Source organism: Embleya sp. NPDC001921 (genome assembly GCF_053594475.1).
Genome location: NZ_JBSFEO010000002.1, coordinates 160,378 through 186,914, shown reverse-complemented (window position 1 = coordinate 186,914; position 26,537 = coordinate 160,378). Strand labels below are relative to the sequence as shown.

General features: G+C 72.3%; 21 protein-coding genes and 1 pseudogene. 8 read left to right on the top strand and 14 right to left on the bottom strand.

The genetic code is table 11. The annotated features are described in order from the left end of the window. Window positions 1-88 precede the first annotated feature (88 nt). A complete protein-coding gene (locus ACWCPW_RS02590) occupies window positions 89-1,009 on the top strand; it encodes a LysR family transcriptional regulator (RefSeq protein ID WP_449759742.1) in 921 nt (306 codons plus the stop codon). Window positions 1,010-1,072: 63 nt separating this feature from the next. Here ACWCPW_RS02590 and ACWCPW_RS02585 read toward each other — a convergent pair whose 3' ends face one another. Further along, the gene (locus ACWCPW_RS02585; RefSeq protein ID WP_449759741.1) at window positions 1,073-1,522 is read right to left on the bottom strand and encodes a PaaI family thioesterase; all 450 of its coding nucleotides are present in this window, start codon (window positions 1,520-1,522) and stop codon (window positions 1,073-1,075) included. Window positions 1,523-1,591: 69 nt separating this feature from the next. On the opposite strand from ACWCPW_RS02585, the gene ACWCPW_RS02580 reads away from it, so the two are divergent. Next, window positions 1,592-2,380: a TetR/AcrR family transcriptional regulator gene (locus ACWCPW_RS02580; RefSeq protein WP_449759740.1), complete on the top strand. Its 789-nt coding sequence runs from the start codon at window positions 1,592-1,594 to the stop codon at window positions 2,378-2,380. A gap of 58 nt (window positions 2,381-2,438) precedes the next feature. Here ACWCPW_RS02580 and ACWCPW_RS02575 read toward each other — a convergent pair whose 3' ends face one another. From ACWCPW_RS02575 to ACWCPW_RS02565, 3 genes are all read right to left on the bottom strand, one after another. Further along, window positions 2,439-2,558, bottom strand: a complete 120-nt coding sequence (locus tag ACWCPW_RS02575) for an Rv0909 family putative TA system antitoxin (RefSeq protein ID WP_379989414.1) — start codon at window positions 2,556-2,558, stop codon at window positions 2,439-2,441. A 265-nt stretch (window positions 2,559-2,823) separates the two neighbouring features. Further along, a complete protein-coding gene (locus ACWCPW_RS02570; protein WP_449759739.1) occupies window positions 2,824-3,399 on the bottom strand; it encodes a TerD family protein in 576 nt (191 codons plus the stop codon). 395 nt (window positions 3,400-3,794) lie between these two features. Then, complete coding sequence (locus ACWCPW_RS02565) at window positions 3,795-5,735, bottom strand: histidine kinase (RefSeq protein ID WP_449759738.1); 1,941 nt, start codon at window positions 5,733-5,735, stop codon at window positions 3,795-3,797. Window positions 5,736-6,039: 304 nt separating this feature from the next. Between ACWCPW_RS02565 and ACWCPW_RS02560 the strand changes: the two genes are divergently transcribed. Together ACWCPW_RS02560 and ACWCPW_RS02555 are read left to right on the top strand one after the other, a co-directional pair. Continuing rightward, complete coding sequence (locus ACWCPW_RS02560; protein WP_449759737.1) at window positions 6,040-8,175, top strand: MMPL family transporter; 2,136 nt, start codon at window positions 6,040-6,042, stop codon at window positions 8,173-8,175. A gap of 140 nt (window positions 8,176-8,315) precedes the next feature. Continuing rightward, window positions 8,316-8,726, top strand: coding sequence for a VOC family protein (locus ACWCPW_RS02555; RefSeq protein ID WP_449759882.1), 411 nt, complete (start codon window positions 8,316-8,318; stop codon window positions 8,724-8,726). Window positions 8,727-8,804: 78 nt separating this feature from the next. Here ACWCPW_RS02555 and ACWCPW_RS02550 read toward each other — a convergent pair whose 3' ends face one another. The 9 genes from ACWCPW_RS02550 to ACWCPW_RS02510 all read right to left on the bottom strand — a co-directional run bounded on the left by ACWCPW_RS02550 (window position 8,805) and on the right by ACWCPW_RS02510 (window position 20,289). Continuing rightward, complete coding sequence (locus tag ACWCPW_RS02550; RefSeq protein ID WP_449759736.1) at window positions 8,805-9,485, bottom strand: response regulator; 681 nt, start codon at window positions 9,483-9,485, stop codon at window positions 8,805-8,807. Next, entirely contained in the window at window positions 9,482-10,711 is a 1,230-nt protein-coding gene (locus ACWCPW_RS02545; RefSeq protein ID WP_449759735.1) for a sensor histidine kinase, read from the bottom strand. Before ACWCPW_RS02545 ends, ACWCPW_RS02550 begins: the two co-directional genes overlap by 4 nt. Window positions 10,712-10,823: 112 nt before the next feature. Beyond that, window positions 10,824-13,091: an MMPL family transporter gene (locus tag ACWCPW_RS02540; protein WP_449759734.1), complete on the bottom strand. Its 2,268-nt coding sequence runs from the start codon at window positions 13,089-13,091 to the stop codon at window positions 10,824-10,826. 259 nt (window positions 13,092-13,350) lie between these two features. Further along, a complete protein-coding gene (locus ACWCPW_RS02535) occupies window positions 13,351-14,853 on the bottom strand; it encodes a sensor histidine kinase (protein WP_449759733.1) in 1,503 nt (500 codons plus the stop codon). A 10-nt stretch (window positions 14,854-14,863) separates the two neighbouring features. Continuing rightward, window positions 14,864-15,595 (bottom strand): response regulator transcription factor, encoded by a 732-nt coding sequence (locus ACWCPW_RS02530; RefSeq protein WP_395868399.1) that lies wholly within the window; start codon window positions 15,593-15,595, stop codon window positions 14,864-14,866. Window position 15,596: 1 nt separating this feature from the next. Next, the gene (locus tag ACWCPW_RS02525) at window positions 15,597-16,637 is read right to left on the bottom strand and encodes a hypothetical protein (RefSeq protein WP_449759732.1); all 1,041 of its coding nucleotides are present in this window, start codon (window positions 16,635-16,637) and stop codon (window positions 15,597-15,599) included. 45 nt (window positions 16,638-16,682) lie between these two features. Further along, on the bottom strand, window positions 16,683-17,903 hold the full coding sequence (locus ACWCPW_RS02520) for an ABC transporter permease (protein ID WP_449759731.1): 1,221 nt from the start codon (window positions 17,901-17,903) through the stop codon (window positions 16,683-16,685). After that, window positions 17,900-18,703, bottom strand: coding sequence for an ABC transporter ATP-binding protein (locus tag ACWCPW_RS02515; protein WP_449759730.1), 804 nt, complete (start codon window positions 18,701-18,703; stop codon window positions 17,900-17,902). The genes ACWCPW_RS02520 and ACWCPW_RS02515 overlap by 4 nt, the downstream gene beginning before the upstream one ends. Further along, entirely contained in the window at window positions 18,700-20,289 is a 1,590-nt protein-coding gene (locus ACWCPW_RS02510) for an efflux RND transporter periplasmic adaptor subunit (RefSeq protein WP_449759729.1), read from the bottom strand. The genes ACWCPW_RS02515 and ACWCPW_RS02510 overlap by 4 nt, the downstream gene beginning before the upstream one ends. A 2,179-nt stretch (window positions 20,290-22,468) precedes the next feature. Here ACWCPW_RS02510 and ACWCPW_RS02505 point away from each other — a divergent pair. From ACWCPW_RS02505 to ACWCPW_RS02495, 3 genes and pseudogenes are all read left to right on the top strand, one after another. After that, window positions 22,469-22,765 (top strand): annotated as a pseudogene (locus ACWCPW_RS02505) (VOC family protein); the annotation flags it as partial. 254 nt (window positions 22,766-23,019) lie between these two features. Then, window positions 23,020-23,244, top strand: a complete 225-nt coding sequence (locus ACWCPW_RS02500; RefSeq protein WP_449759728.1) for a VOC family protein — start codon at window positions 23,020-23,022, stop codon at window positions 23,242-23,244. Window positions 23,245-23,340: 96 nt separating this feature from the next. Then, window positions 23,341-24,027 carry a TIGR00266 family protein gene (locus ACWCPW_RS02495; RefSeq protein WP_449759727.1) on the top strand — a complete coding sequence of 229 codons (687 nt, stop codon included), beginning with the start codon at window positions 23,341-23,343 and terminating at the stop codon, window positions 24,025-24,027. A 221-nt stretch (window positions 24,028-24,248) separates the two neighbouring features. Here ACWCPW_RS02495 and ACWCPW_RS02490 read toward each other — a convergent pair whose 3' ends face one another. Next, window positions 24,249-25,016: an AraC family transcriptional regulator gene (locus ACWCPW_RS02490; RefSeq protein WP_449759726.1), complete on the bottom strand. Its 768-nt coding sequence runs from the start codon at window positions 25,014-25,016 to the stop codon at window positions 24,249-24,251. A gap of 216 nt (window positions 25,017-25,232) precedes the next feature. On the opposite strand from ACWCPW_RS02490, the gene ACWCPW_RS02485 reads away from it, so the two are divergent. After that, complete coding sequence (locus ACWCPW_RS02485; RefSeq protein ID WP_449759881.1) at window positions 25,233-26,525, top strand: MFS transporter; 1,293 nt, start codon at window positions 25,233-25,235, stop codon at window positions 26,523-26,525. Window positions 26,526-26,537 lie beyond the last annotated feature (12 nt).

Sequence of the window (26,537 nt, the reverse complement as noted above, 5' to 3'; positions counted from 1 at the left end):
GGGTTCGACGGTAGGCGGACCAAGGTCATGCCGTCCAAGATCGGAAATGCCTCGTTTCGATAGCCGTCGGCTATGCAAGGCTGAAGGCATGCAGTTCCAGCAGCTCGTCTACTTCGTCGCGGTCGCCGAGACCCGGCACTTCACCCGCGCGGCGGCGCGTACGCACGTCGCCCAGCCGTCGCTGTCCAAGCAGATCCGGGCCCTGGAGCACGAGTTGGGCGCCGAACTGTTCACCCGCGTACGCGGCAACATCGCGCTGACCCCGGCGGGGGAGCGGTTGTTGCCGATCGCGCGGCGGATCCTGGCGGACGTGGACGTCGCGCACCTGGAGGTGGCCGAGCTGGTCGGGCTGCGCTCGGGCCGGGTCCGGATCGGCGCCACGCCGTCGTTGTCCGCCAGCCTGCTGGCCGAGGTGTTGCGCAGCTTCCAGGCCCGCTACGCGGACATCCGGCTGCTGGTCGACGAGAACGGCTCGCGGGACCTGGTCCGCGCCCTGCTGCGCGGCGACCTGGACCTGGCGCTGATCGTGGTGCCGCCGCAGGGGGTCGGCGCGGCGCTGACCACCGAGCCGCTGCTGCGCGAGGACCTGGTGCTCGCGGGCACGCCGCCGGTGGCCGGTGCGACGGTGCCGATCGAGGCGCTGCGGGGGGTGCGGCTGGTGATGTTCCGGGACGGCTACGACCTGCGCGAGTCGACCCTGACCGCGTGTCACGAGGCGGGTTTCGAGCCGGAGTTCGCGATCGAGGGCGGTGAGATGGACGCGGTGCTGCGGTTCGTGGAGGTGGGCCTGGGGCCGGCCATTGTGCCGAGCATGGTGCTGGTCGGCCGACCGGGCCTGACCGCGACGCCGCTCACCCCGCCGGGCCTGTCCCGCACCATCGCCCTGGCCCACCGCAGCGACGCCGCGCTCACCCACGCCGCGCGCGCCTTCCGCGACGAACTGCGCGCCTTCCTGACCCCGGACCGGCTGCCGGCCGGCGTCGAGCGCATCGGCGACCACGGGGTGTGATCCGCATCCGCCGGCGGTGCGGGCGGCGCTCCGGGCGCCGCCCGACCGCCGGCGTCGCGGGTGTCACCCCAGCGGCATGATCAGGCAGGTCGTGGTCGCGGTGGCGAGCAGGCGGCCTTGGTGGTCGGTGAGTTCGGCCTCGGCGGTGCGGATCGTGCGCCCGCGGTGGATCACCCGGCCCTCGGCGCGCAGCTTGGTGCCGTCGAGCGGGCCCGGGCGCAGGTAGCGCACCGAGATGTCGAGCGAGGTGTACCCGGTCGCGGGCGGCAGCGTGGTGTGCACCGCGCAGGCCATCGCGGAGTCCAGCAGCGTGGCCGCGATGCCGCCGTGCATGGTGCCGATCGGATTGGCGAACTCGGGCCGGGCGGACGCGCTGAACACGATCCGGCCGTCCTCGACCTCTTCCGGCTCCATGCCGATGAACGGGCCGATCCCCGTGGGCATGCCGTGCTCCCGCAACGCCTGGAGCTGTTCCAGACCGGTCGGTCCCACGGTCGACGACGTTGTGCTCATCCCGAACCCCTCACCTGAGTTGACGCTGTCAAGTTGACAGCGTCAAGTCGGTGGCTGTCAACTGGACGCGTGCCGCCCACCAGCCGATCCCGCGCCCGTACCCGTGCCCGTCCCGGGGACGGCGCGCTGCTGCGCGAGGAGATCCTGCGCGCGGCGACCGCGCTGCTCGACGAGGCCGGCGACGAGTCCGCGCTCACGCTGCGCGCGGTCGCCGCGCGGGTGGGTGTGACGACGCCGTCGGTGTACCTGCACTTCGCGGACAAGGAGGCGCTGGTCGAGGCGGTGTGCCTCGCGGTGTGGGAGGACCTCGGGCGGCGGATGCGCGAGGTGGGCGACGGCATCGCGGACCCGTACCAGTCGATGCGTCGGCGGGGTGCCGCGTTCGTCCGCTTCGGGCTCGAACACCCGGTGCAGTACCGCCTGTTGATGATGCGGCCGCGATCGGGCGCGGCGGGCGGGTGGACCGCGGCGGACGCGTGCCTGGCCTATGTCGGCGAGGCGATCCAGCCGTGTCTGGACGCCGGTGTCCTGGTCGGCGACCCGACCCGGCTGACCCTGCAGATGCTCGCGGCGCTGCACGGCCTGGTGGCGCTCTACCTCGCGCGGCCCGACTATCCGTGGCCGGAGGACGTGGAGACGATGGCCGACGAGGTGACCCGGATGGCCGGGTTGGGCTCCGCGCTCGCCGGCCGCCTGCGCGGTCCCGGCCCGGCGCCGAGCACGAGCGCGTTCGCGGCGGGCTTCGACGCGCTCGCCGACCGGCTGCGGAGACCCGAGCACGCGAACTGGCCCGCGGACCCGGCCCGGGACGCCGGGCCGGCTCGCGGCGAACCCGCGGGCGGCGGGCCGCTCCCCTAGGGCGTGTCGCCTAGCGGCGAACAGGGGGAGCCGGCCGCGCGCCCGGTGCGGGTGCGGGTCAGTGACCCTTGCGCTTGTCCGCCTGCTTCTTCACCTTGTCCACGATGGACTTGACCTTGTCCGGGTTCTTCTTGGCGTAGTCGGTCGCCTTCTTGATCAGCTTGTCGAGACCGGCCATGACGCCCACTCCTTGTTTCGTTCGGGGCGATCGGATCGCCGCCGCTCTGGTCGATGTCACTGTGCTGCGACCGCCGCGCTCGCCGGGCGCTGCCCGGCCGCGCCGCCGTTGCCCGGATGCGATGCCGCTCCGGTTCAGGATCAACCGCCGCCCGCCCGAAATCGTTCCCCCGGATCCGACGTCAGGGCCGCACCGAGGACGATGCGGCCCTGTCACACGTTCGTGCGGGGGTCGTGCGGCCGGGGCGACCCCGGGGGGAATCGGCTCAGACGTTGACGCCGAAGTCCTTCGCGATGCCGGCCAGGCCCGAGGCGTAGCCCTGGCCGACCGCGCGGAACTTCCACTCGTTGCCGTTGCGGTACAGCTCGCCGAAGACCATCGCGGTCTCGGTGGAAGCGTCCTCGGTGAGGTCGTAGCGCGCGAGCTCGTTGTTGTCCGCGCGGTTGACCACCCGGATGTAGGCGTTGCGCACCTGGCCGAAGGACTGGTCCCGGGCCACCGCGTCGTGGATCGACACGGGGAAGACCACCCGCTGGACGTCGCCGGGCACGGACGCGAGGTCGACGTTGACGGTCTCGTCGTCGCCGTCGCCCTCACCGGTGAGGTTGTCGCCGGTGTGCTGGACCGAGCCGTCGGGGCTGGTCAGGTTGTTGTAGAAGACGAAGTGCAGATCGGACAGCACCCGACCGTCGTTGCCGAGCAGCAGTGCGCTCGCGTCGAGGTCGAAGTCCGCACCGGTCGTGCTGCGCGCATCCCATCCGAGACCCACCGCGACGGCGGTGAGACCGGGCGCGGCCTTGGACAGGGATACGTTGCCGCCCTTGGCGAGACTGACTCCCATGGCAGTGCTTCCTTCCCTCGTGCATATCGGGGTACAGGCGGATCGGGTGATCACGCGACGGCCGCCGATGGGTGAATCTACAGGACTGTAGAAGCCCGGCGCGCGCCGGCGCGACGTGTGCATGTCGTGTGACGTGCGATCGCCAATGCAGTGATACCCCATCCCACCATCGTGGGACGACAGCGGGCAGCCGAACTCTCGGTACGGATGCGTCGATTCGGTCGCATCCGAAGCCCGGACGGGTCGCGCGGGGGCACGAGCGGCAGGGCAAATAGGTTGATTTCCTTGGAGATTACCGCACATCACCCGGGCGTCTTCAAGGAACTCCCCGTCCGTGCACGGCAGGCGCGCAACGGCCCGGACCGGCGCGGTGGCCCGGCAGCGCGCGGGGGGGTTCACGCGCACGCGAGCCCCGCGCGTACGTCCCCGGGTATGCGCGCGCTCAGCCGGAACGCGTCGCCGACGACCCCGGCGGTGAGCGTGCCGCCGAGCGCCGCCAGGCGCGCGTCGAGGGACCTCAACCCCAGGCCCGCCCCGGTCGGCGCCGAACCCGCGCCGGCCGGCACGCCGTCGTTGGTCAGGACCAGTACGACCGCGCCGTCCGGCTCGACCGACGCGGTGATCGCGCACCGGGTCGCGGTGCTGTGCCGCAGTACGTTGGTGGTGCCCTCGCGCAGCACGGTCGCCAGCACGGTGTCGGTACCCGCCGGCAACGCGCCCACGTCGACGGCGACCTCCACCGCCACCCCGGCCCCGGCCAGCACGTCCCGCGCGGTTCCCGCCTCGACCGCCAGCGACATCCCGCGATACCCGCCCGAGACCGTGCCGACGTCCACCAGCGCCTGCCGGGCCATGGCCAGGCCCTCGGCGAGCCGGGTCGCCGCCGACTCCGGGTCGCGATCGGCGAACCGCAGCGCCAGTTGGATCTTGAGCACCAGCGCGGACAGGCTGAAGCCGAGCAGGTCGTGCAGATCGTGTCCCAGCCGCAGCCGCTCGCGGGCGACCTGCCCGGCGGCCAACTCGATCCGGGCCGCGCCCAGCGCCCGCGCGAGGTCGGCCATCCGGACCAGACCGTAGACCAGCGCCGCGCGCTCCAGGATCCACACCACGTGGTAGACGTGGTCCAGGAGGGTCGGACTCCAGGTGCCGAAGTACACGTCGTGCAACGCGAATCCGATCACCGCGAGCACGCGCCACGGCCCGCGCAGCAACACCAGGGCGAGCCCGGCCAGGAACAGCCCCACCGACCAGACCCGGGCGTCGAACACGACGAGCGGCACGTACGCGAGCGCGACCTGCGCCGCGAACGTGCACTGCCACCAGCGGGGCCGCCCACCCGAGGCGGGTGTGCAGTTGCGGATGTACAGCGCGACGAAGGCGCACAGCAGGAGCCCGAACAGCGCCTGCCGGGCCGGGGAGTAGTCGCTCGCGGCGAGCACCCGCAGCGGCAGCGGCACGATCAGCAACACCAGGATCACCACCCGCAGCACCGCGACCGCGCGCGGCGTCGGCTCGTCGGCGATCGCCGGCGGCGGGGTGCTCTCGACGCTCTTGTGCTCGTGCGCGAAGGCCCGGGCCCGGGCCATCGCCGCACGGGCCTCGGCCAGCGCCTCGGCCAGGGCGGGCCGGGCGCTCTCCGGGCGCTCGCGCAGTCCGGCCAGCAGTGCGTCGCCGCCGGCCAGGATCCGGGTCAGGCTCGCGCCGACGCCGTCGGTCAGGTGCCGGGCGAAGCGCAGGCGTTCCCGGGCGACCTCGGCCTCCGCGAGCGCGGTGCGGGTCGCGGTCAGCGCGGCGATCAGGTCGGCGAGCCCGGCGAGCGCGTACACCGCCAGCCCGACCAGGGCGGCCTGCCCCAGAACCAGGTACAGCGCCTCCACCACGGTCGGCCGGACCGCGAGGCCCACCGGCACCTGTACGGCCAGCACCGCCACGAACCCCGCCCAGGCCGCCCACGCGGGCCGCAACAGCAGCAGCGCCGCGCCCGCGAGGAAGCCCGGATTGCCGTACCAGGTCTCGTGGAACCACGTCATCGGCAGATAGGTGAGCACGGCCTGCGCGCCGAGCGTCCACCTCCAGCCCGCCGGCCGGGAGCCGTCCGCCGGGCGTACGCAGTTGCGCAGGTGCAGCGTCACCAGGGCGAGCAGCAGGCCCAGCGCGATCGCCTTGGCGCCGGTCGACAACCGGGTCGACTGGACCAGCCCGACGAAGCCGCCGAAGAAGAACCCGCAGGTGATCACCGCGGTCACGACCCGGGCGAGCAGCGGCGCGAAGGCGGCGTCCTCCCGAGGGCCGAACGCGGCCCGTATCGCGTCGCGGCGACCAGTCGACGCCACCATCACCATCTCCGTGCCGTTCCCCGGTGCCGCCGACGGCGGCGCTGTGCGAGCATGCCGGCCGCCCCGGGCGTCCCGGCGGAGCTCGGCTTTTCCCTCGACGGCAGGCAAACGGTACCGACCGGACATCGGAGCTTCCCGCCGGGGTCCGCCACACGAACTTCCCCGCTTCGCGGGTGCCGGCGCGGTCCCGCGCCGCCGGTCCGGCCGGTCACTCGCACGGATCACCCGGCTGGCGCGGCCCTTGGGTGCGTTCGACGGTGACGTGAGGCAGCCGTATCCGTCACGAGCACGAAGCGAGGCGCCCATGTTCGAGGCCCTGGGCGGGTTTGTCGTACGCAGGCCCTGGTGGGTCATCCTGGCCTGGGTGATCGCGGCGGGTGTGGTGATCGGCCTCGCGCCGAAGCTGACCTCCTCCACCGACGAGAAGAGCTTCCTGCCCAAGTCCTACGAGTCGGTCCGCGCGTCCGACCTGCGCGACCGGGACTTCCCGCAACAGGAGAACGTCGGCGCGGTGATCGTCTTCCAGCGCTCCGACGGCAAGCCGATGACCCAGGCGGACAGCGAGCAGGTCGCCCGGATCTCGGCGTCGGTGCAGGCGCGGAAGATCGAGGACGTCATCGCGGTGACGCCGGGGCAGGTCTCGCCGAACGGCCTCGTGCAGACCTCGATGGTCGCGATGCCGGAGATCACCGACCCCAACGACGAGACCCCGCAGGACGCGGTCGAGGAGATGCGCAAGGACGTCGAGGCGCAGGTGGCCGGCACCGCCCTGACGGCGGGCATCACCGGTCAGGCCGCGCAGGCGCTCGACGAGCGGGACTCCTCGGAGAAGGCCGGCACGCTGGTCGCGGTCGGCACCATCGTGATCATCGTGTTGCTGCTGCTGATCATCTTCCGCAGCCCGATCATCGCGCTGCTGCCGGTGGTGATCATCGGGTTGATCGCGCCGATGGCCACCGGGCTGATCGCGTCGGCCAACAAGGTCTTCGACATGAAGGCGGACAGCTCGATCGAACAACTGCTCACCGTGGTGTTGTTCGGCGTCGGCACGGACTACGCGCTGTTCCTGCTCTTTCGCTACCGCGAGGTGTTGCGCGAGGGGGTCGACGCCAAGAACGGCATGGTGCACGCGGTGTCCAGGGTCGGCGAGGCGATCGCCTCCGCCGCGGCGGCGGTGATCGTCGCGTTCGCGGCGCTGACCCTGTCCACGCTCGGCATGCTGCGCTCGATGGGCCCGGCGCTGGCGATCGCGGTGTTCGTGACGCTGGTCGCCGGCCTGACGCTGGTGCCGGCCGTGGTCTCGCTGCTGGGTACCCGCGTGTTCTGGCCGTCCAAGTCCTGGCGGGTCGCGCCGCACGGCACCGGCTTCGCCCGGCTCGGCCGGGGCATCGGGCGCCGACCGGCGGTGTTCGCGCTGCTGTCCGCGCTGGTGATGGGCGTACTCGCGATCGGCGCGCTGGGCTACAAGGCCAACTTCGACCTGGCCGGTTCGTCGCTGCCCTCGGACAAGGAGTCCGTGGTCGCGATGAAGAACCTGGAGAAGGGCTTCCCGCCCGGCACCACGGACCCCACCGAGGTGTATCTGACCTCGACCACTGGTCGGCCGCTCACGCCCGCGGAGCGGATTCCGTTCGAGGCGGTGCTGCAGCGGGTCCAAGGGGTCGGCTCGGTGACCGAGGCGGTGCTCAGCGCGGACCAGCGGACCGCGTTCTACTCGGTCGTGCTCACCGACTCGCCGGCCACCGACGACGCCCTGTCGACGATCAAGGACCGGCTCCGGCCGACCATGCACGAGGCCGCGCCGGCCGGGACCCGGGCGCTCGTGGGCGGGATCAGCGCCGTCTACGTGGACATCAACCGGGCCGTGGACCGGGACTACTCGGTGGTCTTCCCGGTCGCCGCGGTGTGCATCATGATCATCCTGGGCCTGCTGCTGCGCAGCCTGGTCGCGCCGTGGTACCTGATGGCCTCGGTCGCGCTGGGCTTCGGCGCCACGCTCGGCGCGACGTCGGTGCTCTTCCAGAAGATCGGCGACCAGCCCGGGCTGATGTTCATGCTCCCGGTGATCATGTACCTCTTCGTGGTCGCGCTCGGCACCGACTACAACATCCTGATGGTGTCGCGATTGCGTGAGGAGGCCCGCGAGGGCCACAACCCCCACGACGCGGCGGCCGTCGCGGTCAAGCACTCGGGCCCGACCATCGCGGCCGCGGGCGTGATCCTGGCGGGCACCTTCGCGACCCTGATGCTGGCGGGCAACTCGACGTTGTCCCAGATGGGCTTCGCGCTCTCCAGCGGCATCGCGATCGCGGCCTTCATCATGGCGCTGATCTTCACCCCGAGCCTGACCGCGCTGATCGGACACATCGCGTGGTGGCCCGGCCACGGCGACACCAAGCCCGCCGGCGAGACGGAACGCGAAAGCGAGCGGGTGGGGTGAGGCCGGGTCTCCGCGGGCCGCACTCGCCTTCGGCGCGGCGGCGCGGCCGGTCGAAGAAAGTTCGGCGCGGCCGATGAGTTCTTCCCCGGGGGACCGTCTATCCCTTCGAAAGCACCGAGACGTACGAGATGGGACGCATCATGGCCACGATGATCTTTGTGAACCTGCCGGTCAAGGACCTCACGAAGGCGACCGAGTTCTACACCGCGCTCGGGTTCACCCAGAACGCGCAGTTCAGCGACCAGAACGCGAGCTCGTTCGCGATCAGCGACACGATCCACGTGATGCTGCTCGCGGAGCCGTTCTTCAAGACCTTCACGAGCAAGGAGATCGTCGACGCGACCAAGGCCACCGAGGCCATCGTCGCGCTGAGCGCGGAGAGCCGCGAGGGCGTCGACGAGCTGGTGGAGAAGGCGTTCGCGGCGGGCGCCAAGAAGTCGAACGAGACGATGGACCAGGGGTTCATGTACGGACGCAGCTTCCAGGACCCGGACGGCCACCTGTGGGAGGTCGTGTACATGGACATGTCGGCGGTCCCGGACCAGCCCTGAGCCGGGGCGATGCGACGCGGCAGCCCCGAGCCGGGGCGACGCGGCCCGGCCGGCCGGGCCGCGCCGGGCCCGCGGTGGTCAGAGGCCGGGTGGCTCGGGGCGCACCAGGCCGTTCTGGTAGGCGATGACGACGAGTTGGGCGCGGTCGCGGGCGCCGAGTTTGGTCATGGCGCGTTGGATGTGGGTGCGGACGGTCAGGACGCTCAGGACGAGTTCCCGGGCGATCCGGTCGTTGGATTTGCCCTGGGCCGCCAGGACGGTGACTTCCTGCTCGCGGGGGGTGAGGTCGGCGAGGCGTTCGGCCGGGGCGAGGGGAGGTCCGGAGGCGGGGGTGGTGAGGAAGCGGGTGATCAGGGCTTGGGTGGCTCCGGGGGACAGGAGGGCTTCGCCCGCGGCGATGGTGCGGATTCCGTCCAGCAGCGCGTCCGTGGTGACGTACTTGCCGAGGAAGCCGCTGGCACCCACACGTAGTGCCCGGGCGACGTACTCCTCGGTCTCGAACATGGTCAGGATGAGGACGCGGGTGCCGGCGAGGCCGGGGTCCGCGCAGATGGCGGCGGTGGCGGCGAGGCCGTCGCCGTTGGGCATGCGGATGTCCATGAGGACGACGTCGGGCCGGTGGGCGCGGGCGAGTTCCACCGCTTCCCGGCCGTCGGCGGCCTCGCCGACGACCTCCAGGTCGTCGCAGGAGTCGATCAGGAGCCGGAAGGTGCCGCGCAGCAGGGCCTGGTCGTCGGCGAGCAGGACGCGGATGGTCAACGGGTTTCCTCGGGTCGTCGTCCGGTCGGGTCGTCCGCCGGGGTGCGGGGCTGGAAGGGCAGGGCGGCGGCGACTTCGAAGCCGCCTTCGGGTCGGGGGCCGGCGCGCAGGTCGCCACCGACGGAGTGGGCGCGTTCGCGCATGCCCATCAGTCCGTATCCGCCGCCGGGCATCGGCGGGAGGGCCCCGCCGTTCGCCGCGGCGTCGTTGGTGACGGTGATGAGCAGGCGCGAGCCGTCGTAGCGGAGCCGGACTCGGGCCGCGTGGTCGGGCGCGTGTTTCGTGGCGTTGGTCAGGGCCTCCTGGATGATCCGGTAGGCGGTCAGGTCCACCCCCGGGGACAGCGGCCGAGCCGCTCCCTCGGTGCCGACCGTGACGGTCAGGCCGGCCGACGCGCAGGCCGCGACCAGTTCGGGCAGGCGGTCCAGGCCCGGGGTGGGTTCCAGCGGGGAGGCGTGCGGGTCGGCGGTGTTGCGCAGCACGCCCACCGTGGCGCGTAGTTCCAGGAGCGCGGAGGTGGTGGTGCCGACCAGGTCGGCGAGGATCTTGCGGGTCTGCTCCGGGTGCGTGTCGGCGAGGTGGGCGGCGGTGCCGGCCTGGGCGTGGGCGACGGCCATGTGGTGGGCGACGGCGTCGTGGAGTTCGCGGGCGATGCGCATGCGTTCCTCGGCGACGCGGAGCCGGGCCTCCTCCTCGCGGGTGCGCTCGGCGTGCGCGGCGCGGGCCTGGACGGATTCGAGGTAGGCGCGCCGGAAGCGGCTCCTGCCGCCCAGGGACACCGGCAGCAGCAGCCACAGGACCGTGCCCACGGTGCGGAGGATGAGGTCGTCGCCGAGCGGCGCGCCTGCCAGCGAGGTGGCCACGAGCAGGGCCACGGTCGCCGAGCCGTAGACGCCGGTGGTCCGCGAATCGGTGAGCGCGGCAAGCCAGTACAGGGCGGTCATCACGGGGGCCAGCAGCAAGGGGCTGGGCAGGTAGCCCAGCGCGGTCAGCAGGGCGGCCGCGGCGGCGGTGACCGCGAGGGTGGCCCGCGGGCGGCTGCGGGCGGCCAGGACGGCCGCGCCGGAGAGGACGAGGATCCAGGCCGGCCACAAGGCGTGCGGGGGCGAGGACTCGGACGTGCTGATCCGGGCCCCGAAGAGCGTGCAGACGCACAACGCCACCGCCGTCACCACGTCCGCGGCTCGGGCGTGGCGCTCCGCGTACCGTTCGAGGTAACTGGTCATCGTGCTCTCCGCTGGGGGGTGTCGCAGGGGTCCATGGTCGCCGATGACCACGAGGACGGGGCGTGCGGACCGCCCGAGACACGGGTCTCGGGCGGTCCTGGGGCGGAGCCGGTCACACGCGCGCCTCGACCGGTCCTTCCGGGTCGTGGTCGGGTCGGTCGGGCCGCGCGTGGCCGAGTGCCCCGCCTTCCACGTCGACCCGGGGCAGCACGCGGCCCAGCCACCCCGGCAGCCACCAGGCCCGGTCGCCGAGCAGGGCCAGGACGGCGGGCACGATCGCCATCCGGACCACGAAGGCGTCGAAGAGCACCGCGGCGGCCAGGCCGAACCCCAGCATCTTGATCAGCCCGCCCTGTTCCCCGATGAACCCGGAGAAGACCGCGATCATGATCAGCGCGGCGGCCGTGACCACCCGGGCGCTGTGCCGGAACCCGGACACGATCGCCTGATCGGCGGATTCCCCGTGGGTGTACGCCTCCCGCACGCGGGAGACCAGGAACACCTCGTAGTCCATGGCCAGTCCGAAGACGATGCCCATCATGAAGATCGGCATCAGGCTCATGATCGGCCCGGTCTGCTCCACCCCGAACAGGTCCGCCGCGTGTCCCTCCTGGAAGACCAGCACCAACGCGCCCAGCGCCGCCAGCACCGAGAGGACGAAACCCAGGGCCGCCTTGACCGGCACCAGTACGGACCGGAAGACCAGCAGCAGCAGCACCACCGCCAAGCCGCCCACCACCGCCAGGTAGGGCACCAGCGCGGACTGCACCTTCGCGGCGATGTCGATGTTCAGCGCGGTCGTGCCGGTGACCTCGAACGTCGCCGACGCCTGCTTCTGCACAGCCGCACGGTTGCGGCGGATCGTCTCCACCAGGTCCTTGGTCTTCTCGTCCGTGGGGCTGGTCGAGGGGGTGGCCCGGAAGACCGCCGTGTCGCCGGCCTGGTTGAAGCGGGCCTGGGAGACCGACACGATGCCTTCCGTGTCGCCGATCCGGTCGCTGACGGCGCGTACCGCGGCGCGTGGGTCGGCCGCTCCCCTCGCGTCCACGACGATGGTCAGCGGGCCGTTGAAGCCGGGGCCGAAGCCCTCGGCGAGCGCGTCGTAGGCCCGCCGCTCGGTGGTGGCGGTGGACTTGGCCTCGTCACCCGGCATGCCCAACCGCAGCGACGCCATCGGCACGGCCAGGGCGGCCAGGCCCACCACGCCGAGAACCAGCACCGCCACGGGACGACGCAGCACGAAACGAGCCCAGCGCGTGCCCAGGTTGCCCCGCCCGGCGGCGGTGCGGCTGCCGGATCCGGTGATGGCCCGTGTACCGGTGTCGGGTGTGTTTGGTGCGTTGCGTGCGCTGCGCGCCTTGCGCGCCTTGCGTGCCAGCACCGCGTCGGGCCAGAACCCGAGGAGCGCGGGGACGACCGTCAACGCGACCAGCACGGCGACCGCGACGGTCCCCGCGGCGGCCAGGCCCATCTTCGTCAGGGTCGGAATCCCGACCACCGACAGGCCCGCCAGGGCGATCACCACGGTGAGCCCGGCGAACACGACCGCCGAACCCGCGGTACCCACCGCGACCCCGGCCGCCTCCCGCGGTGCCCGCCCGCGCCCGCGCTCCTCCCGATAGCGGGACACCACGAACAGGGCGTAGTCGATGCCCACCGCCAGGCCCAGCATCATCCCGAGGGTGATCGTGTCCGAGGACAGACCCAACGGGCCCGCCAACAGCAGGATCGCGAACAGGCTCACGGCGACACCCACGATCGCGGTCAGCAGTGGCAGGCCCGCGGCCGCCATCGACCCGAACGTGACCAGCAGTACGACCGCCGCCGCCGAGAGGCCGACGATCTCCGCGGTCCCGCCGGGGCCGCCGCCGCTGTCCATCGCCGACCCGCCGGTCTCCACGGCAAGGCCCGCCGCCCGCGCGCGGTCCGCCGCCTTGTCCACCGCCGCCCGACTGGCGTCGGTGACGTCGGCGGACTCCACCTTGTAGGTGACGGTCGCGTACGCCGTCGAACCGTCCTCGCTGACGGCCTTCGACTCGAACGGGTCCGCGACTCCGGCCACCTGCGGGCCGCCGCCCAGCGAGCCCACCGCGTCCTCGACGGCCTTCCGCAGGTCGCCCGCGGTCACCTTCCGCCCGCCCGGGGCGACGAAGACGACCCGGGCGGTGGCGCCGTCCGCGGCCGTTCCGGGAAAACGCTCCTCCATGAGATCGAACGCCTTTTGCGACTCGATCCCCGGCATCGAGAACTCCTCGTCCGAGGGCCCCTGCGCCTGCGCGGCGCCCACCGCGACGGCGGCCAGCACCCCCAGCCACACCAGGAGGACCGTGCCGCGGCGCCCGAAGGCGCCGCGGCCGAGCCGATACAGAAAAGTCGCCACGTCAGGGTCTCCCTATCCACATGCGATGACCGCTCAAGGCTCGCCCGGCGAGACCCGTCCGGTCGTCATGCGGGTACGGACACTGCGACCTACCGAAACCGCAGGACCGACTACTGAAATCGCAGTAGGCGCACTCGGCGCCACTCGTGCGGATCGGCTGCGGGGCGGGCGCGATGCGGCTCGGCTCGGGTGGGGTGGGCCGGTCGGTCGTGCCGGGCGGGTCGGTCGGGGCCGGGCGAGGCGGGTCGGGTCGGGCGGGTCAGGGCAGCAGGACCCGGAAGGCGGCGCCGCGACCGGGCGCGGTGCGTACCTCGACCCGGCCGCCGTGCGCGTTGACCAGCGCGGCGACGATGGCCAGGCCCAGGCCCGAACCGCCGCCGGCGGCCCGACTGCGGGAGGAGTCGACGCGGTAGAAGCGTTCGAAGACGCGCTGCGCGTCGGCCGGAGCCAGACCGGGGCCGGCGTCGGTGACCTCCAGAGCCGCGCACGGGTCCGGTGCCGGGGTCCGGCCCACCGCGATCCGGATCGCGGTACCGGTCGGGGTGTGCGTCAGCGCGTTGGAGACCAGGTTGGCCACCACCTGCCGCAGCCGCGACTCGTCGCCGGAGACGATCACCGGATGCGCCGCGCCGCCGTCCAGCCCGGTCAGCGTGACCGAGCGATCGGGTGCGAGCGTCTTGATGTCGTGCACCGCGTCGGCGGCCAGGATCCGCAGGTCCACCGGCTCGTTGCAGAGCGGGCGCTGTTCGTCCAGGCGGGCCAATTGCAGCAGGTCCTCGACCAGGCCGCCCATCCGGATCGCCTCGTCCTCGATCCGGCGCATCGTGCGGGCCACCTCGGCCGGATCGGTGAGCGCGCCCATCCGGTACAACTCGGCGAAGCCGCGCACGCTCGCCAGCGGGGTGCGCAACTCGTGTCCGGCGTCGGCGACGAACCGGCGCATCCGCGTCTCCGACTCGGCCCGGGCCGCGAACGCGGTCTCGATCTGGGCGAGCATGCCGTTGATCGATGTGGACAGCCGGCCGATCTCGGTCCCGGGCGCGGGTACCGGAACCCGATGCGAGAGGTCGCCGGCCGCGATCGCCGCCGCCGTCTCCTCGATCCGGCGCAGCGGGCGCAGGCCGCCGCGCAGCGCGAACCAGCCGGCCGCGGCGAGCACGGTCAGACAGCTCAGGCCGATCACCAGGCACACCGTGCGCATCCGATCGACGGTCGCGCGCACGTCGTCCAGCGGCTGGGCCAGCACCACGCTGCCCTCGCCGCCCGCCACCGGCACCGCGAGTACCCGCCAACGCCCGTCGCCGCTCACCGAGTCGGTCTCGAACGCCCGTCGCTCCAACCCCAGCACCGTGTCGGTGTCCAGCTTCGGCAGTCGGGGTCCCAACTCGTCCTCGGCGCCCGGCGAGCGGATCCGCTGGCGGGTGGTGCCGTCGGGAAACAGGTACTCGGCCACGATCCGGCTCGGCAGCACACCGGGCGCCCGCCCGCGCGGCCCGCTCCGCGGCTCGCCCGACTCCGGCGGACGGAACGCCATCCCGCGTGCGGCCTGGGCCAGTTGCCGGTCCATCTGGTCGGTGAGGTAGCCGCGCAGCGAACCCACCACGACGGTCTGGCTGACCAGCAGCGCGACGGCGACCAGGGCCATCGCGATGATCAGGACCCGGACACGCAGCGAGGACCGGCTGGGATGCGGGAGGCGCAGCGTGGACCGGCTCGGGCGCGGGAGGCGCAGCATGGACGGGTTCGGGTGCGGGACGCGCATGGGGGCGCCGTCAGACCGTCGGCTGCGGGCGGCGCAGCACGTACCCGACACCGCGTACGGTGTGGATCAACTTGCCGCCGCCGACGTCGAGTTCGACCTTGCGGCGGAGATAGCTGATGTACGACTCGACGATGCTCAGGTCGCCGCCGAAGTCGTACTGCCAGACGTGGTCCAGGATTTGGGTCTTGGACACCACCCGGCCGGTGTTGAGCATCAGGTAGCGCAGCAGCTTGAACTCGGTCGGCGAGAGTTGCACGGGACGGCCGCCGCGCAGCACCTCGTGGCCCTCCGGGTCGAGTTCGAGGTCGGCGACCACGATCCGGTTCGACGGCGTCGGCAGGGCCGCGCCGCCGTCCACCCGGCGCAGTACCGCGTGGATGCGGGCGATCAGCTCCTCCAGGCTGAACGGCTTGGTGACATAGTCGTCCCCGCCCAGGGTCAATCCGGTGATCTTGTCCTTGGTGGTGTCCTTGGCGGTCAGGAACAGCACCGGCAGGTGGGTTCCGTCGGCGCGCAGCCGGCGGACCACCTCGAAGCCGTCCAGGTCCGGGAGCATCACGTCGAGGACGACCAGGTTCGGCCGACAGCGCGCGACCGCCGCGAGGGCGTCCGTGCCGTCCGCCGCCGAGTCGACGTCGAATCCGGCGAAGCGCAGGCTGGCGGACAGGAGTTCGCGGATGTTGGGCTCGTCGTCGACGACCAGGAGGCGGGCGCGGGCGCCGGCTTCGGTGGGCGTGGTCACGTCAGCCCGTTCCGCCGGCGGTGGGGCCGGCTCCGTTCGTGCCGCCTGCCGTTCCGTTCGTGCCCGCGGTTCCGCTCGTGCCGGGGCTGCCGGCTCCCGGGCGGGCGGCCGCGGCGGTGCCCTCGGTGACCGAGGTGGCGGCCACCGAGCCGTCGGCACCCGTGGTGCCACGCACCACGACGGCGTCGCCGGGCCTGAGGTCGACGGGTTTGCCGTCCCGGACGACCTGGATCTTGGTTGTGGCGTCGGTCTTCACCTTGACGATATTGCCGGCCGAATCTGAGACGTAGATGAAGGAGTCGTCCACAACCTTCACGGTCCCGGTGGTCAGGTCGGAGGCGGCGCCGGTTCCGGGGCCGGCCGCCGCGCCGCCGGTACGTCCGGTGCCCTGCCCGCCGCCACCGGTCGAAGGCGCGCCGGCGGCGCGGGCGCCGTACGGGTTCGCGCCCTGTGCGGCGGCGGGTCCGACGGCCTGGCTCGTGCCCTCGCCTTGATCCTTCTGCACCTCGACGCCCGCCAGGAAGCCGACCGACAGGAACACGCCCGCGCCCAGGGCCAGCGTCAGCGCGGGCAGCCTGCGCCGGGGCGGGGCGGTGAGTTCGGCCGCCACGTCGCGGGCCGTCGGCGGCCGGCCGAGGATGTCCTCCGGGGACTCGTCGGGGTGGGATGTGTCGGGGTGGGATGTGTAGGGATGGGATGTGTAGGGATGGGATTCGTCGGCGGCTTCCGGTTCGGTACGGAAGCCGCCGACGAACCCGGTCTCGGCCGCCGCGTTCGCCGCCGGCCCGGGGTCACCGGGCGCGGGGATGCGGGAACGGGGGCCGAGAGTCTCGGAGTCGGGCGGTGTCGTGTCGGGGATGCGGGTCTGTGGCCGAGTGGCGTGTCGGTCGGGTGTCTCGGTGTCGGGCCGCGTCGTGTCGGGGACGGCGGTTTGTGGCCGGGTGTCGTGCAGGTCCGGTGTCTGGGTGTCCGGCCGCGCAGTGTCGGGGGCGGCGGTTTGTGGTCGGGCGTCGTGTCGGTCGACGCGGTGCTTCGGCGTCATGGTCTCGGTCCTCCTGGGACGCTGGAACGGCGGTGGTCGGGCGGGCTATTCGTGCCGCAGCGCCTCGATCGGTCGCAGCGCCGCCGCGCGCGCGGCCGGATAGCCGCCGAAGAACAGGCCGATGGCGACCGACACGGCGAACGAGCCGACCACCGAACTCGGCACCACGACAGGCGTGATCCCGACCACCTCGAAGCGCGCCGCGAACAGCCCGGCGGCCACGCCCAGTCCGCCGCCGAGGACGGACAGCAGGGTCGACTCGGCGAGGAACTGGCCCAGGATCGCGCCGCGCGGGGCGCCGATCGCCTTGCGGATGCCGATTTCCCGAGTCCGTTCGGCGACGGTCACGAGCATGATGTTGGTGATCCCGATCCCGCCGACCAGGAGCGAGATCGCCGCGACCGCCGCGAGCAGCACGGTGAAGGTCTTGTTGGTCTCGTCGTTGGCGCTCAACAGCGACTGCTGGTTGGTGATCCGGAAGTCGCTCTGCGTCGAACTCGTGATCCGGTGACGGTTGTTCAGGATCGAGGTGACCTCGTCCTGGGCGAGCGTGGTGTCCGCCGAGGAGGTGGCCCGGACCGCGATCGAGGAGAGCGAGCCGTAGCCCGTCAGGCTGTCGCGCATCGTGGTCACCGGCAACACGATCGTGTCGTCGGAGTCCGCCACGCCGTTGCCGCCCTTGGTCTTCAGCACGCCGGCGACGCGGAACGGTACGCCCCCGATCAGGATCTCCTTGTCGATCGGGTTCTCCGTACCGAACACGTTCTCGACCGTGGTGCCGCCCAGGACGGCGACCTTGCGGCGGGCGTTCACGTCCTCGGTGCCGAACAGCGCGCCTCGGCCCAGGTCGTGGTTGGTGGTGGCGAACCAGTCCGGTGTGGTGCCGACGACCTGGGACACGGTGACCGACTGGCCGGCGTAGGTGATGCTCTGCGACGCGGTCTGCACGGGCGCCGCCGACGCGACGTGCGGGGCCAGGGTCCGGTCGACGAGGGCCTGCGCGTCGTCCAGGGTCAGGTCCTTGAGCGCACCGCCCTGGCCGGCCGCGCCGAAGCGGCCGCCGCCGGCGGTGTGCGAGATGGTGAGCAGATTGGTGCCGAGTCGCTGGATCGAGGCCTGGACGGACTTGGACGAGCCGTTGCCCACGGCGACCAGCAGGATCACCGCGCCTACGCCGATCAGCACGCCGAGCATGGTCAGCGCGGTGCGGATCTTGTTCGCGGCCAGGCCCAGGACGGCGAAGCGGAGCACTTCGACGGGGTTCACCGGCGGGCTCCTTCGGCGGGAGAGCCGGTCGGGACGGCTGCGGTTGCGAGTGCCTGGGTCGGGTTCGGGTTCAGGGTCGGGTTCGGGTTCGGGGTGCGGCGGTGGTCCGTGACCACCAGGCCGTCGACCAGGCGCAGGATGCGCTCGGCGCGGGCGGCCACCTCGTCCTCGTGGGTGATGATCACGATCGTGCGTCCGGAGCCGTGCAGCCGGTCCAGGATTCCGAGCACCTCGGCGGTGCTGTGGCTGTCCAGGTTGCCGGTCGGCTCGTCGGCGAGCAGTAGTGCGGGCGTGGTGACCAACGCACGTGCCAGCGCGACGCGTTGCTGCTGGCCGCCGGAGAGTTCGTTGGGCGCGTGGTCGGTACGGTCGGCCAGGCCGACCAGGTCGAGCGCGGCCAGCGCCCGGCGCCGGCGCTCCTTGGCGCGCACCCCGGCGTAGGACAACGGGAGTTCGACCTGGGCGAGCGCGCTGGTGCGCGGGATCAGGTTGAACGACTGGAAGACGAACCCGATGCGCCGATTGCGGACCAGGGCGAGTTGGTGTTCGTCCAGGCGGCCGACGTCCAGGCCGTCGAGCAGGTAGCGGCCCGAGGTCGGCACGTCCAGGCAGCCCAGCACGTTCATCAGCGTCGACTTGCCCGAGCCCGAACTGCCCATGATGGCCACGTATTCGCCGACCTCGATGGTCAGGTCGACGCCGCGCAGCGCGTGCACCGAGGCGGCGCCGTGCCCGTACGACTTGGTCACCGCACGCACGTCGATGACGGGCGCGGGTCGGTCCGCGTGCGACTCGATCATCGTGAGCCGCCGCGCGGGAGGCCGCCGCCCGAAGCGCCGGTCGAGGCGCCGCCGACCGCGCCGCCGGGGAAGTTGCCGATGCCCGGGACGGGTTGCCCGCCGCCGGTCGTTCCGCCTCGGGTGGACTGGCCGGAGCGGCCCGACGTGGACCCGGCGGAACCGGCCGCGGCGACGGTGCCGATCACGATCTCGTCGCCCTCGGCCAGGCCGGAGACGATCTGGGTGGTCTGGTCGCCGACCACGCCGGCGGTCACCGTACGGCGCTGCTCGGCGCCGTTGACCAGGACCCGCACCGAGGCCGTCGCGCCGGTGCCGGTGACGGCGGCGGAGGGCACCTGCAACGCGTTGTCGGCCTGCGCGACGACCACCGAGATGTTCGCGGTCTGTCCGGTCCGCAGCGTGGACACGTCACCCTCCAGCGCGATCGTCGCGCCGTACTTGACCGAACCCGAGGTCGAGCCGCCGTCCGGCAGCGGATTCACGCTGACCACCTTGGCGTTCAGCCGGATCGCGGAGTTCACGTTGAGCGTCACGGTGGCCGGTTGGCCGGCCTTGACCTTGGCGGCGTCGGCCTCGGAGAAGGACACCCGGGTCTCCATGCCGGTCGGATTGGCGATCACGACGAAGCCGGTGACGGTGCCGGTGGAGGAGGTGGAGGAACCGCCCTGGCCGCCGCTGGTGCCGCCCGATCCGCCTGATGTGCCCGATCCGCTCGATCCACTGGAGGAGGCCGTGGCGGAGACGGTGTCGCCGACCTTGCCGGAGACCGATGCCACGATGCCGGCGGAGGGCGCCTTGAGTACGCAGCCGTCCAGGGCGCGTTGGGCGTCGGCGAGCTTGTTGTTCGCCGCGATCAGGGCCGACTCGGCCTGGGTCACCGCCGCCGCGTCGACCGTCGTGCTCGGCGTCGGGGTGGCCGCCGGGGCCTTGGTGATGGTGACGGTGACGGTCGGGTGTGGCTGGGTGACGGGGGGCGCCGAGGTCCGGGGCGCCGCCGTCGATGTGGACGTGGGGGTGGGCACATTGCCGGTGCCGCCGGTGGTCGCTGCGCCGCCGGTCGTGGTGCCGCCGGTCGTGGCGTCTCCGGTTGTGCTGCCGCTGCCTGTGGTCGAGCCGCGCAGGACCGTGTTCTGGGCGTCCGTACCCTGGTTGCCGCTGCCACCGCCGTTGCCGTTGCCGCCGTTCTGTTGGACCGGGGTGCCCGCCTGGGCCTTGGTCAGGTTCGCCTGGGCCACCGTGACGGCCGCCTTCGCCGCGTCCAGTGCCTCCTGCGCCTGGGTCGGGTCGACCTGCGCGAGGACCTGACCGGCGGTGACGGTATCGCCGACCTTGACGCCCACGGCGGTGACCCGGCCGGCGGCGGTGAAGCCGACGCCGACGTCCGAGGGGGAGGTCAACGACCCCGACGCGGACACCGTGGCCTGCACCGTCCCCTTGGTCACCTTGCCGGTACGCGTTCGCGTCGCGCCGGCCGATCCACCGCCGTCGTCCACCGCCGCGTAGGCGAAGCCCACGCCGGTCACCATCGCGGTGGCCAGGGCCAGGTTGATCAGGACCGACTTCCGTCGTAGCCGTACACGCCTCATGGCCGCACAGCCTGGTCCGGACACGTCCCCGAACACTGGCCGCCGTCTGGGAGTTCACTGGGAGCGCCGACGCGCCCCGAAGTCGGCGGCGCCCGGCGCGGTACGCCGAAATCGGCCTGATCACGACAATCCACGCGTCGGCTCGACCGTGCCGATGGCCCTTCTCGGGCGGGGCTCCCAGAGAACTCCCAGGCGGTGCGCGGGCTTTCACCATCCCGCCGTGCTTGAGTCCTGAGCGGATGGGCGGTGCGCACGTCCGGCGCCGACCCCGAAGCTCGTGGGAAGGACGTCATGACGAGGTACCCGGGTCGACCGGCGTGGACCACAACGGTGGCGCCGGCCGCCGCCTCGGCACTCGTGCTGCTGCTGGCCGGATGTGGGGGGAGCAGCGGCAAGAGCACGAGTGCCTCGGCCCCGTCGAGCGCGGCGAACGGTGGTGGGGACGCGACCAAGGCGTACACCGAGTGCCTGCGCGAAAACGGCGTCGCGGTGCCGACGGGACGCCCGGACGGCGGCAACCGCCCATCGGGTGAGCCGCGCCCGTCCGGTGAGCCTCGCCCATCCGGCCGCCCGAGCCGTCCGGTCGGCGAACGACCCACCGCCTTCCCGACCGGGCGACCCAATCCCCGCGCTACGGACCCGGCGTACCGCAAGGCCGAGGAAGCGTGCGCGAAACTACGCCCCTCGCGGGGCCCGGCCGGCGGTGGTGGCGGCGCCGGCGGCACGGACGCCCCGAGGCGAGGCGGCAACTCGGCAGGCCAGGCCTTCGCCGGCTGCCTCAAGGACCACCAGGTCGAACTCCCACCCGGCGGCGCACCCGCCCTTGACCGAAACGACCCCAAAACCGCCGAAGCCCTCAAGATATGCGAACCCCTCCTGCCCCCGACGCCGGAAACACCAACGACGCCAACGACCCCGGCACCGCCGACCGGCTCGACGACATAGGGCGGCGGGGGATGCGCCGACGCGGTGCGGTGTCGTGGGGTGGGGTGGGGTGGGGGTTGGGCGGAGGCAGGTCGGTCTTGGTCGGCTGGGCCGGCGTGGGTCGGTCTCGGCCGGCATGCGCCAAATCGACCTGAGCCCGATGAACCAACGCGATCAAGAGCACCCGATCGATTCGAGAGCACCCGTTGATAACGAGAGCGGTGCTCGCGTCGAGAGCAGTGCTCACATCGCGAGAGAACGGCAAACACGCACGTGCCTGGCCTCCAATGCCCCTCGCCCGCAGCGAGTCGAGTGGGTGGCCGAAGTGCGTGCGGCTCTCCGCAACGTGAACAGTGCCCCGTATCGAGAGCATGAGTCCATACCGAGAGCACTGCTCACGTCGGGGTGGGCGTCCGCGTCGGAGAGCACTGCTCGCATCGGGTTGTACGCCCACGCCCGAGAGCACTGCTCACGTTGCGAGCGCGCGTCCAAATCGAGAGCGCCGCTCACATCATGCTCGGTGCCAGCGCTGGGTGCTGTCCGACTGGGGTCTGGCGCCTCTCCCGCCGACGCGGTTCCCCGTCGGTTGCGGCCGGCCCCTTCGACGTGGCGGCCACGCGGGTGCTGAGCCGGGGCGGATGTGGCCACCCCAGGCTGGCGCGCCTTCCGCGATCGTCCGGCTGCCCGCGGCCCGCGCGTCTCCCGTGATAGTCCGGTTGCCCAGCGTCGGCGCGCTTCTCGCGAAGACCTGGCTCCCGGCCTCAGCGCCTCCCGCGACGGCAGCGCCCACGATGTCGTCCTCTGGCCCCGCCCTTGTACTCGTCGATTGCCGCGTCCGACCGTGTCCGCCGCGTCCGACCGTGTCCGCCGTGTCCGCCGTGTCCGCCGCGTCCGACCGTGCCCGACCGCGTCCGCCGCGTCGGGCGTGCTCGTTGTGCTTGCGTTGATGTGGTTTCCGGGCCCCGCTGTGCCCGGCATGTCCGTGTGCTGTCCCGGGTCGCGTGCTCCGGTCGCCGTGTTCGTCGCCCGCGCGCCGGCGACCTGTGCCCGCCGTGACCCGCGTTCGTCCGTTCCCGTCTCCGTTCTTGTCCGGGGTGGGGCGGGTGGAGGTGTTGGTTGGGGTTAATCGGGCATTTGGTGTGATTGTGTGGGTTTGTTGAGATGGGGGTGGGGGCGGCCCTCCGTCGGGTGGGGTTTGAGGTGTGTGTGGTGGGGCGGGTTGGGTGGCTGGTGGATTCGTGGAGAGTGGGTTGTCATGCTTACGACTGAATTTGCGGCTGGTGCTCCGATTTGGATTGATCTTGGGGTGGGGGATATTCCGGCGGCGGGGGCGTTCTATGGGGATTTGTTCGGGTGGGATTTGGAGATCACCGGGCCGGAGACCGGGGGGTACGGGATTTTGCGGAAGGGTGGGAAGAGTGTCGGGGCGTTGGCGCCGTTGATGGATGAGAGTGCGGCCTCGGCGTGGTCGGTGTACTTTCACGCGCCGGATGTGGATGCCACGACCAAGGCGGTGGAGCGGGCCGGGGGTGGGGTGTTGCTTCCGCCGATGGATGTGTTGGACATGGGGCGGATGGCCGGGTTCACCGATTCGACCGGTGTGGGCTTCATGGTGTGGGAGCCGGGCACGAACAAGGGCCTGGAGTTGGTTCAGGACGTCGGTGCGCTGTGTTGGACCGAGTTGTACACCGCCGACCGGAGCGCGGCCACCGGCTTCTATCACGCGGTGTTCGGCTGGAATTATCAGGACTTCCCGTCGCCTGCCGGGGTCTACACGCTCGCCTATCCGGGTGAGGACGTGGAGCGATGCATGGTGGTGTGGCGGAGGTCGACCCGCAGGAGACCACCCCGCAATGGCAGATCTACATCGGTGTGGATGATTGCGACGCGTCGTTCGCCCGGGCGATCGAGTTGGGCGCGACCGAGTTGACGGCGCCGTACGACATCCCGGACGTCGGCCGGATCGCGATGGTGAACGACCCCTTCGGGGCGCGTTTCGCGATGATCAAGGGCATTCCGCCGGCCAAGTGAGCGTGGGTGGAACCGCCGACCCGATCGGGTGATGGCAGTCGCCCGGTCGGGTCGTTTTGGTCGGTGGGGGCGGCCTGTGCGTGTGAGGTTCGCGGGATGAGAGTCGAAGTCAGGCACGGTCCCGCGTTCGCCGCCGCCCGTTGCACGCTCGATCCGGGCGAGGCGATGCGGGCCGAATCCGGCGCGATGATGGCGCACAGCGCGGGTGTGGAGATCACCGCCAAGGTCGAGGGCGGCATCATGCGCGGTCTCAAGCGCAGTGTGCTCGGCGGCGAGTCGTTCTTTCAGACCACGTTCACCGCGCCCGACCGGGGCGGCTGGGTCGACGTGGCGACCGCGCTGCCCGGCGACATCGCCAATGTCACGCTCACCCCCGAGGTGCCGGAGTTCCTGCTCACCCGGACCAGTTGGCTGGCCAACTCGGCCGGCGTACAGATCGACACCCGCTGGGGCGGATTGCGCAATCTGGTCGGTGGCGAGGGCGGCTTCCTGGTGCACGCGTCCGGCCAAGGCGAGGTGATCATGGGCTGCTACGGCGCGCTGGACGTGTTGGACCTGGAGGCGGGGGAGCAGGTCGTGGTCGACACCGGCCACGTGGTCGCGTACTCGCCCACCATCACGTTCTCCACCCGCCGGGCCGCGCGCGGGCGGACCATCGCGTCGGTCACCTCCGGCGAGGGGCTGGTCTTCGACTTCACCGGCCCCGGCCGGGTGCTCATCCAGACTCGAAACCCGTCCGCGTTGGCCGATTTCATCACGGGTCTGCCGGGCGTACGCAACTGACCGACGACGGGGGTACATAACCGAAGGGCGATGGGCGTTCGCAACCGACGGGCGACGGGTGTACGCAGCCGACCGACGACTCGCGTGCGCAGCCGACCGATGACTGGAGTGCGGAACCGACCGAGGCCCGGCGTACGTAATGCCCGACGCCCGAGGCGCGCAACGACCCGCGCCGTCGCGGGCTTCCGCCGGCGGCCACGGCCATGGCGACAGCCGCGGCCTCAGCCCAGGCCGATCGTGCGGTGTGCGCCCGGAGTGTGGCCGAAGGCGCGTCGGAAGACGTCGATGAACGCGCTCGCCGAGGACCAGCCGCAGCGGTGCGCGACGGTGGTCACCGGTACGTCCTCGGCGAGCAGGCGCAGCGCGTGGTGCAGGCGCAACTGGGTGCGCCACTGCGGGAACGTCATCCCCAGCTCGGCCGCGAACAGCCGGGTCAGCGTGCGTTCTCCCGCCCCGACGTCGGTGCCCAGTGCGGCGAGTGTGCGTTGGTCGGCGGGATCGGCGCGGAGCAGTTCGCACACCGCGACCAGGCGCGGATCCCGGCCGGTGGGCAGATGCAGCGCCTGTTGCGGGCTGTGTCGGAGCTGGTCGAGGAGCACCGCCAGGATCCGGGCGCCCTCTGCGGTGTCCGGGAGTTCGGGCCGGCTGTAGGCGATGATCAGCTCGCGCAGCAGGGGGCCGACCGCGAGTACGGCGGGGCCGTCCAGGTTCAGCGGGTTGGTGTCGGCCGGGACGCCCACGGTGTGCAGCACGGTGCGGCCGTGTGCGCGGTGCCGGTGCATGGTGCCGGCCGGGATCCACAGTGCGCGGGTGGCGGGCGCGACCCAACTGCCGGCGTCGGTGGTCACCGTCAGTACGCCGCGCCCGGCGTAGACGATCTGGTGCACGTCGTGTCGGTGTGCGGTTACGCCACCGCCCGCGGGCAGGTGGCGGGTGCTCGTGGTCAGCCCGCTCGCCGGCTCGACGTCGGGTCGGCTGGAGATCGGCATCACCTGGCAGATTATCGGAAGCCCGCCGAATCCGGCGGCTCGGATCATCGACGGGTGACCGATTCCGCGCCCACCGAACACCCGCCGCTCACCGAACACCCGCCGCTCACCGAAGACTCGCCGCCCACCCCGCATCCCGATGCGCCCGGCCGACCGCTTGTCGCCGAGCGGCCCGCCCCTTCCGTCCGATCTCCCGAGCGCCGCGCCATCCCGATGATGGCCGTCGGCCACGCCACCGTGGACTTCTACCAGGGGGCGGTGCCCTGCCTGGTCCCGTTCCTGGTGGCCGAGCGGCACTACGGCTACGTCGCCGCGTCCGGCATCGTGCTGGCCGCGACCCTGCTGTCCTCGATCGTGCAGCCGCTGTTCGGCGCGCTCACCGACCGCTGGACCATGCCGTGGCTGATCCCGGTCAGTACGACCGGCGCGGGCCTGGGCATCGCGCTGTCCGGTCCGGCCGACTCGTACGTGCTCACCTGGCTCGCGATCGCGCTGTCCGGCATGGGCGTCGCCGCCTACCACCCGGAGTCGGCGCGCCTGGCCCGGGTGGCCTGCCGAGGCAGCCATGTCGTGATGGGCTGGTACTCGCTCGGCGGCAACATCGGCTTCGCGCTCGCTCCCGTCGTCGCCTCGCCGATCCTGTCCGCCGGCGGCCTCGACGCGACCCCGTGGCTGCTGCTGCCGGCGGTCGCCGGGGTCCTGGTGACCGCGTCGGTGATCCGCCGCCTCGCCCGGCACGCGGCCACGGCTCGCGCCGCGGCCGGTCGGCTCCGCGCGGACGACTGGCCGAGGTTCGCCCGGCTGTCCGCCGTCATCGTGTGCCGCTCGATCGTCTTCGTCGGGCTGAGCACGTTCATCGCGCTCTACGCCGAGCAGCACACCGCCGGCGGCTCCACGGCCGGCTCCGCCGCGCTGTTCACTCTCTTCGCCGGCGGCGCGATCGGCACCGTGCTCGGGGGTCGGCTGGCCGCGCGCTGGGGCCGCACCCGCACCCTGCGCCGCGCGTACGCCGCCTCCGTCCCGGCCACGGCCGGCATCGTGCTGGCGCCCGGTCCGGGCCTGTACGTCTTCGCCGCGGCCGCCGCGACGGCGCTGTACATCCCGTTCTCGCTGCACGTCACGCTCGGCCAGGACTACCTGCCGAACCGGGTCGGCACCGCGAGCGGCGTCACCCTGGGCCTGGCCGTGAGCATCGGCGGCGTGGCCACCCCCGCCATCGGCGCCCTCGCCGAGGCGACGACCCTGCGCGTCGCCCTCACCCCGCTGATCGCCCTGTGCGCCCTCGCCTGGTTCCTCGGCCGCACCCTCACCGAACCCGACGACCGGGTCGCGCCCGACGACCGGCCCGGGCCCGACCCCCAACCCGCGTCCGACCCCCGACCCGCGTCCGACCCCCGACCCGCGCCCGGGCCCGACGATCGAGCCGTCCCCACCGGCCGGCGCGCCCAGCCCGACGACCGGCCCGCGTTCGCCCCGACAACCCCGCGCGGGGCCCGCCCGAAGGACTGATCCGGCCCCGAA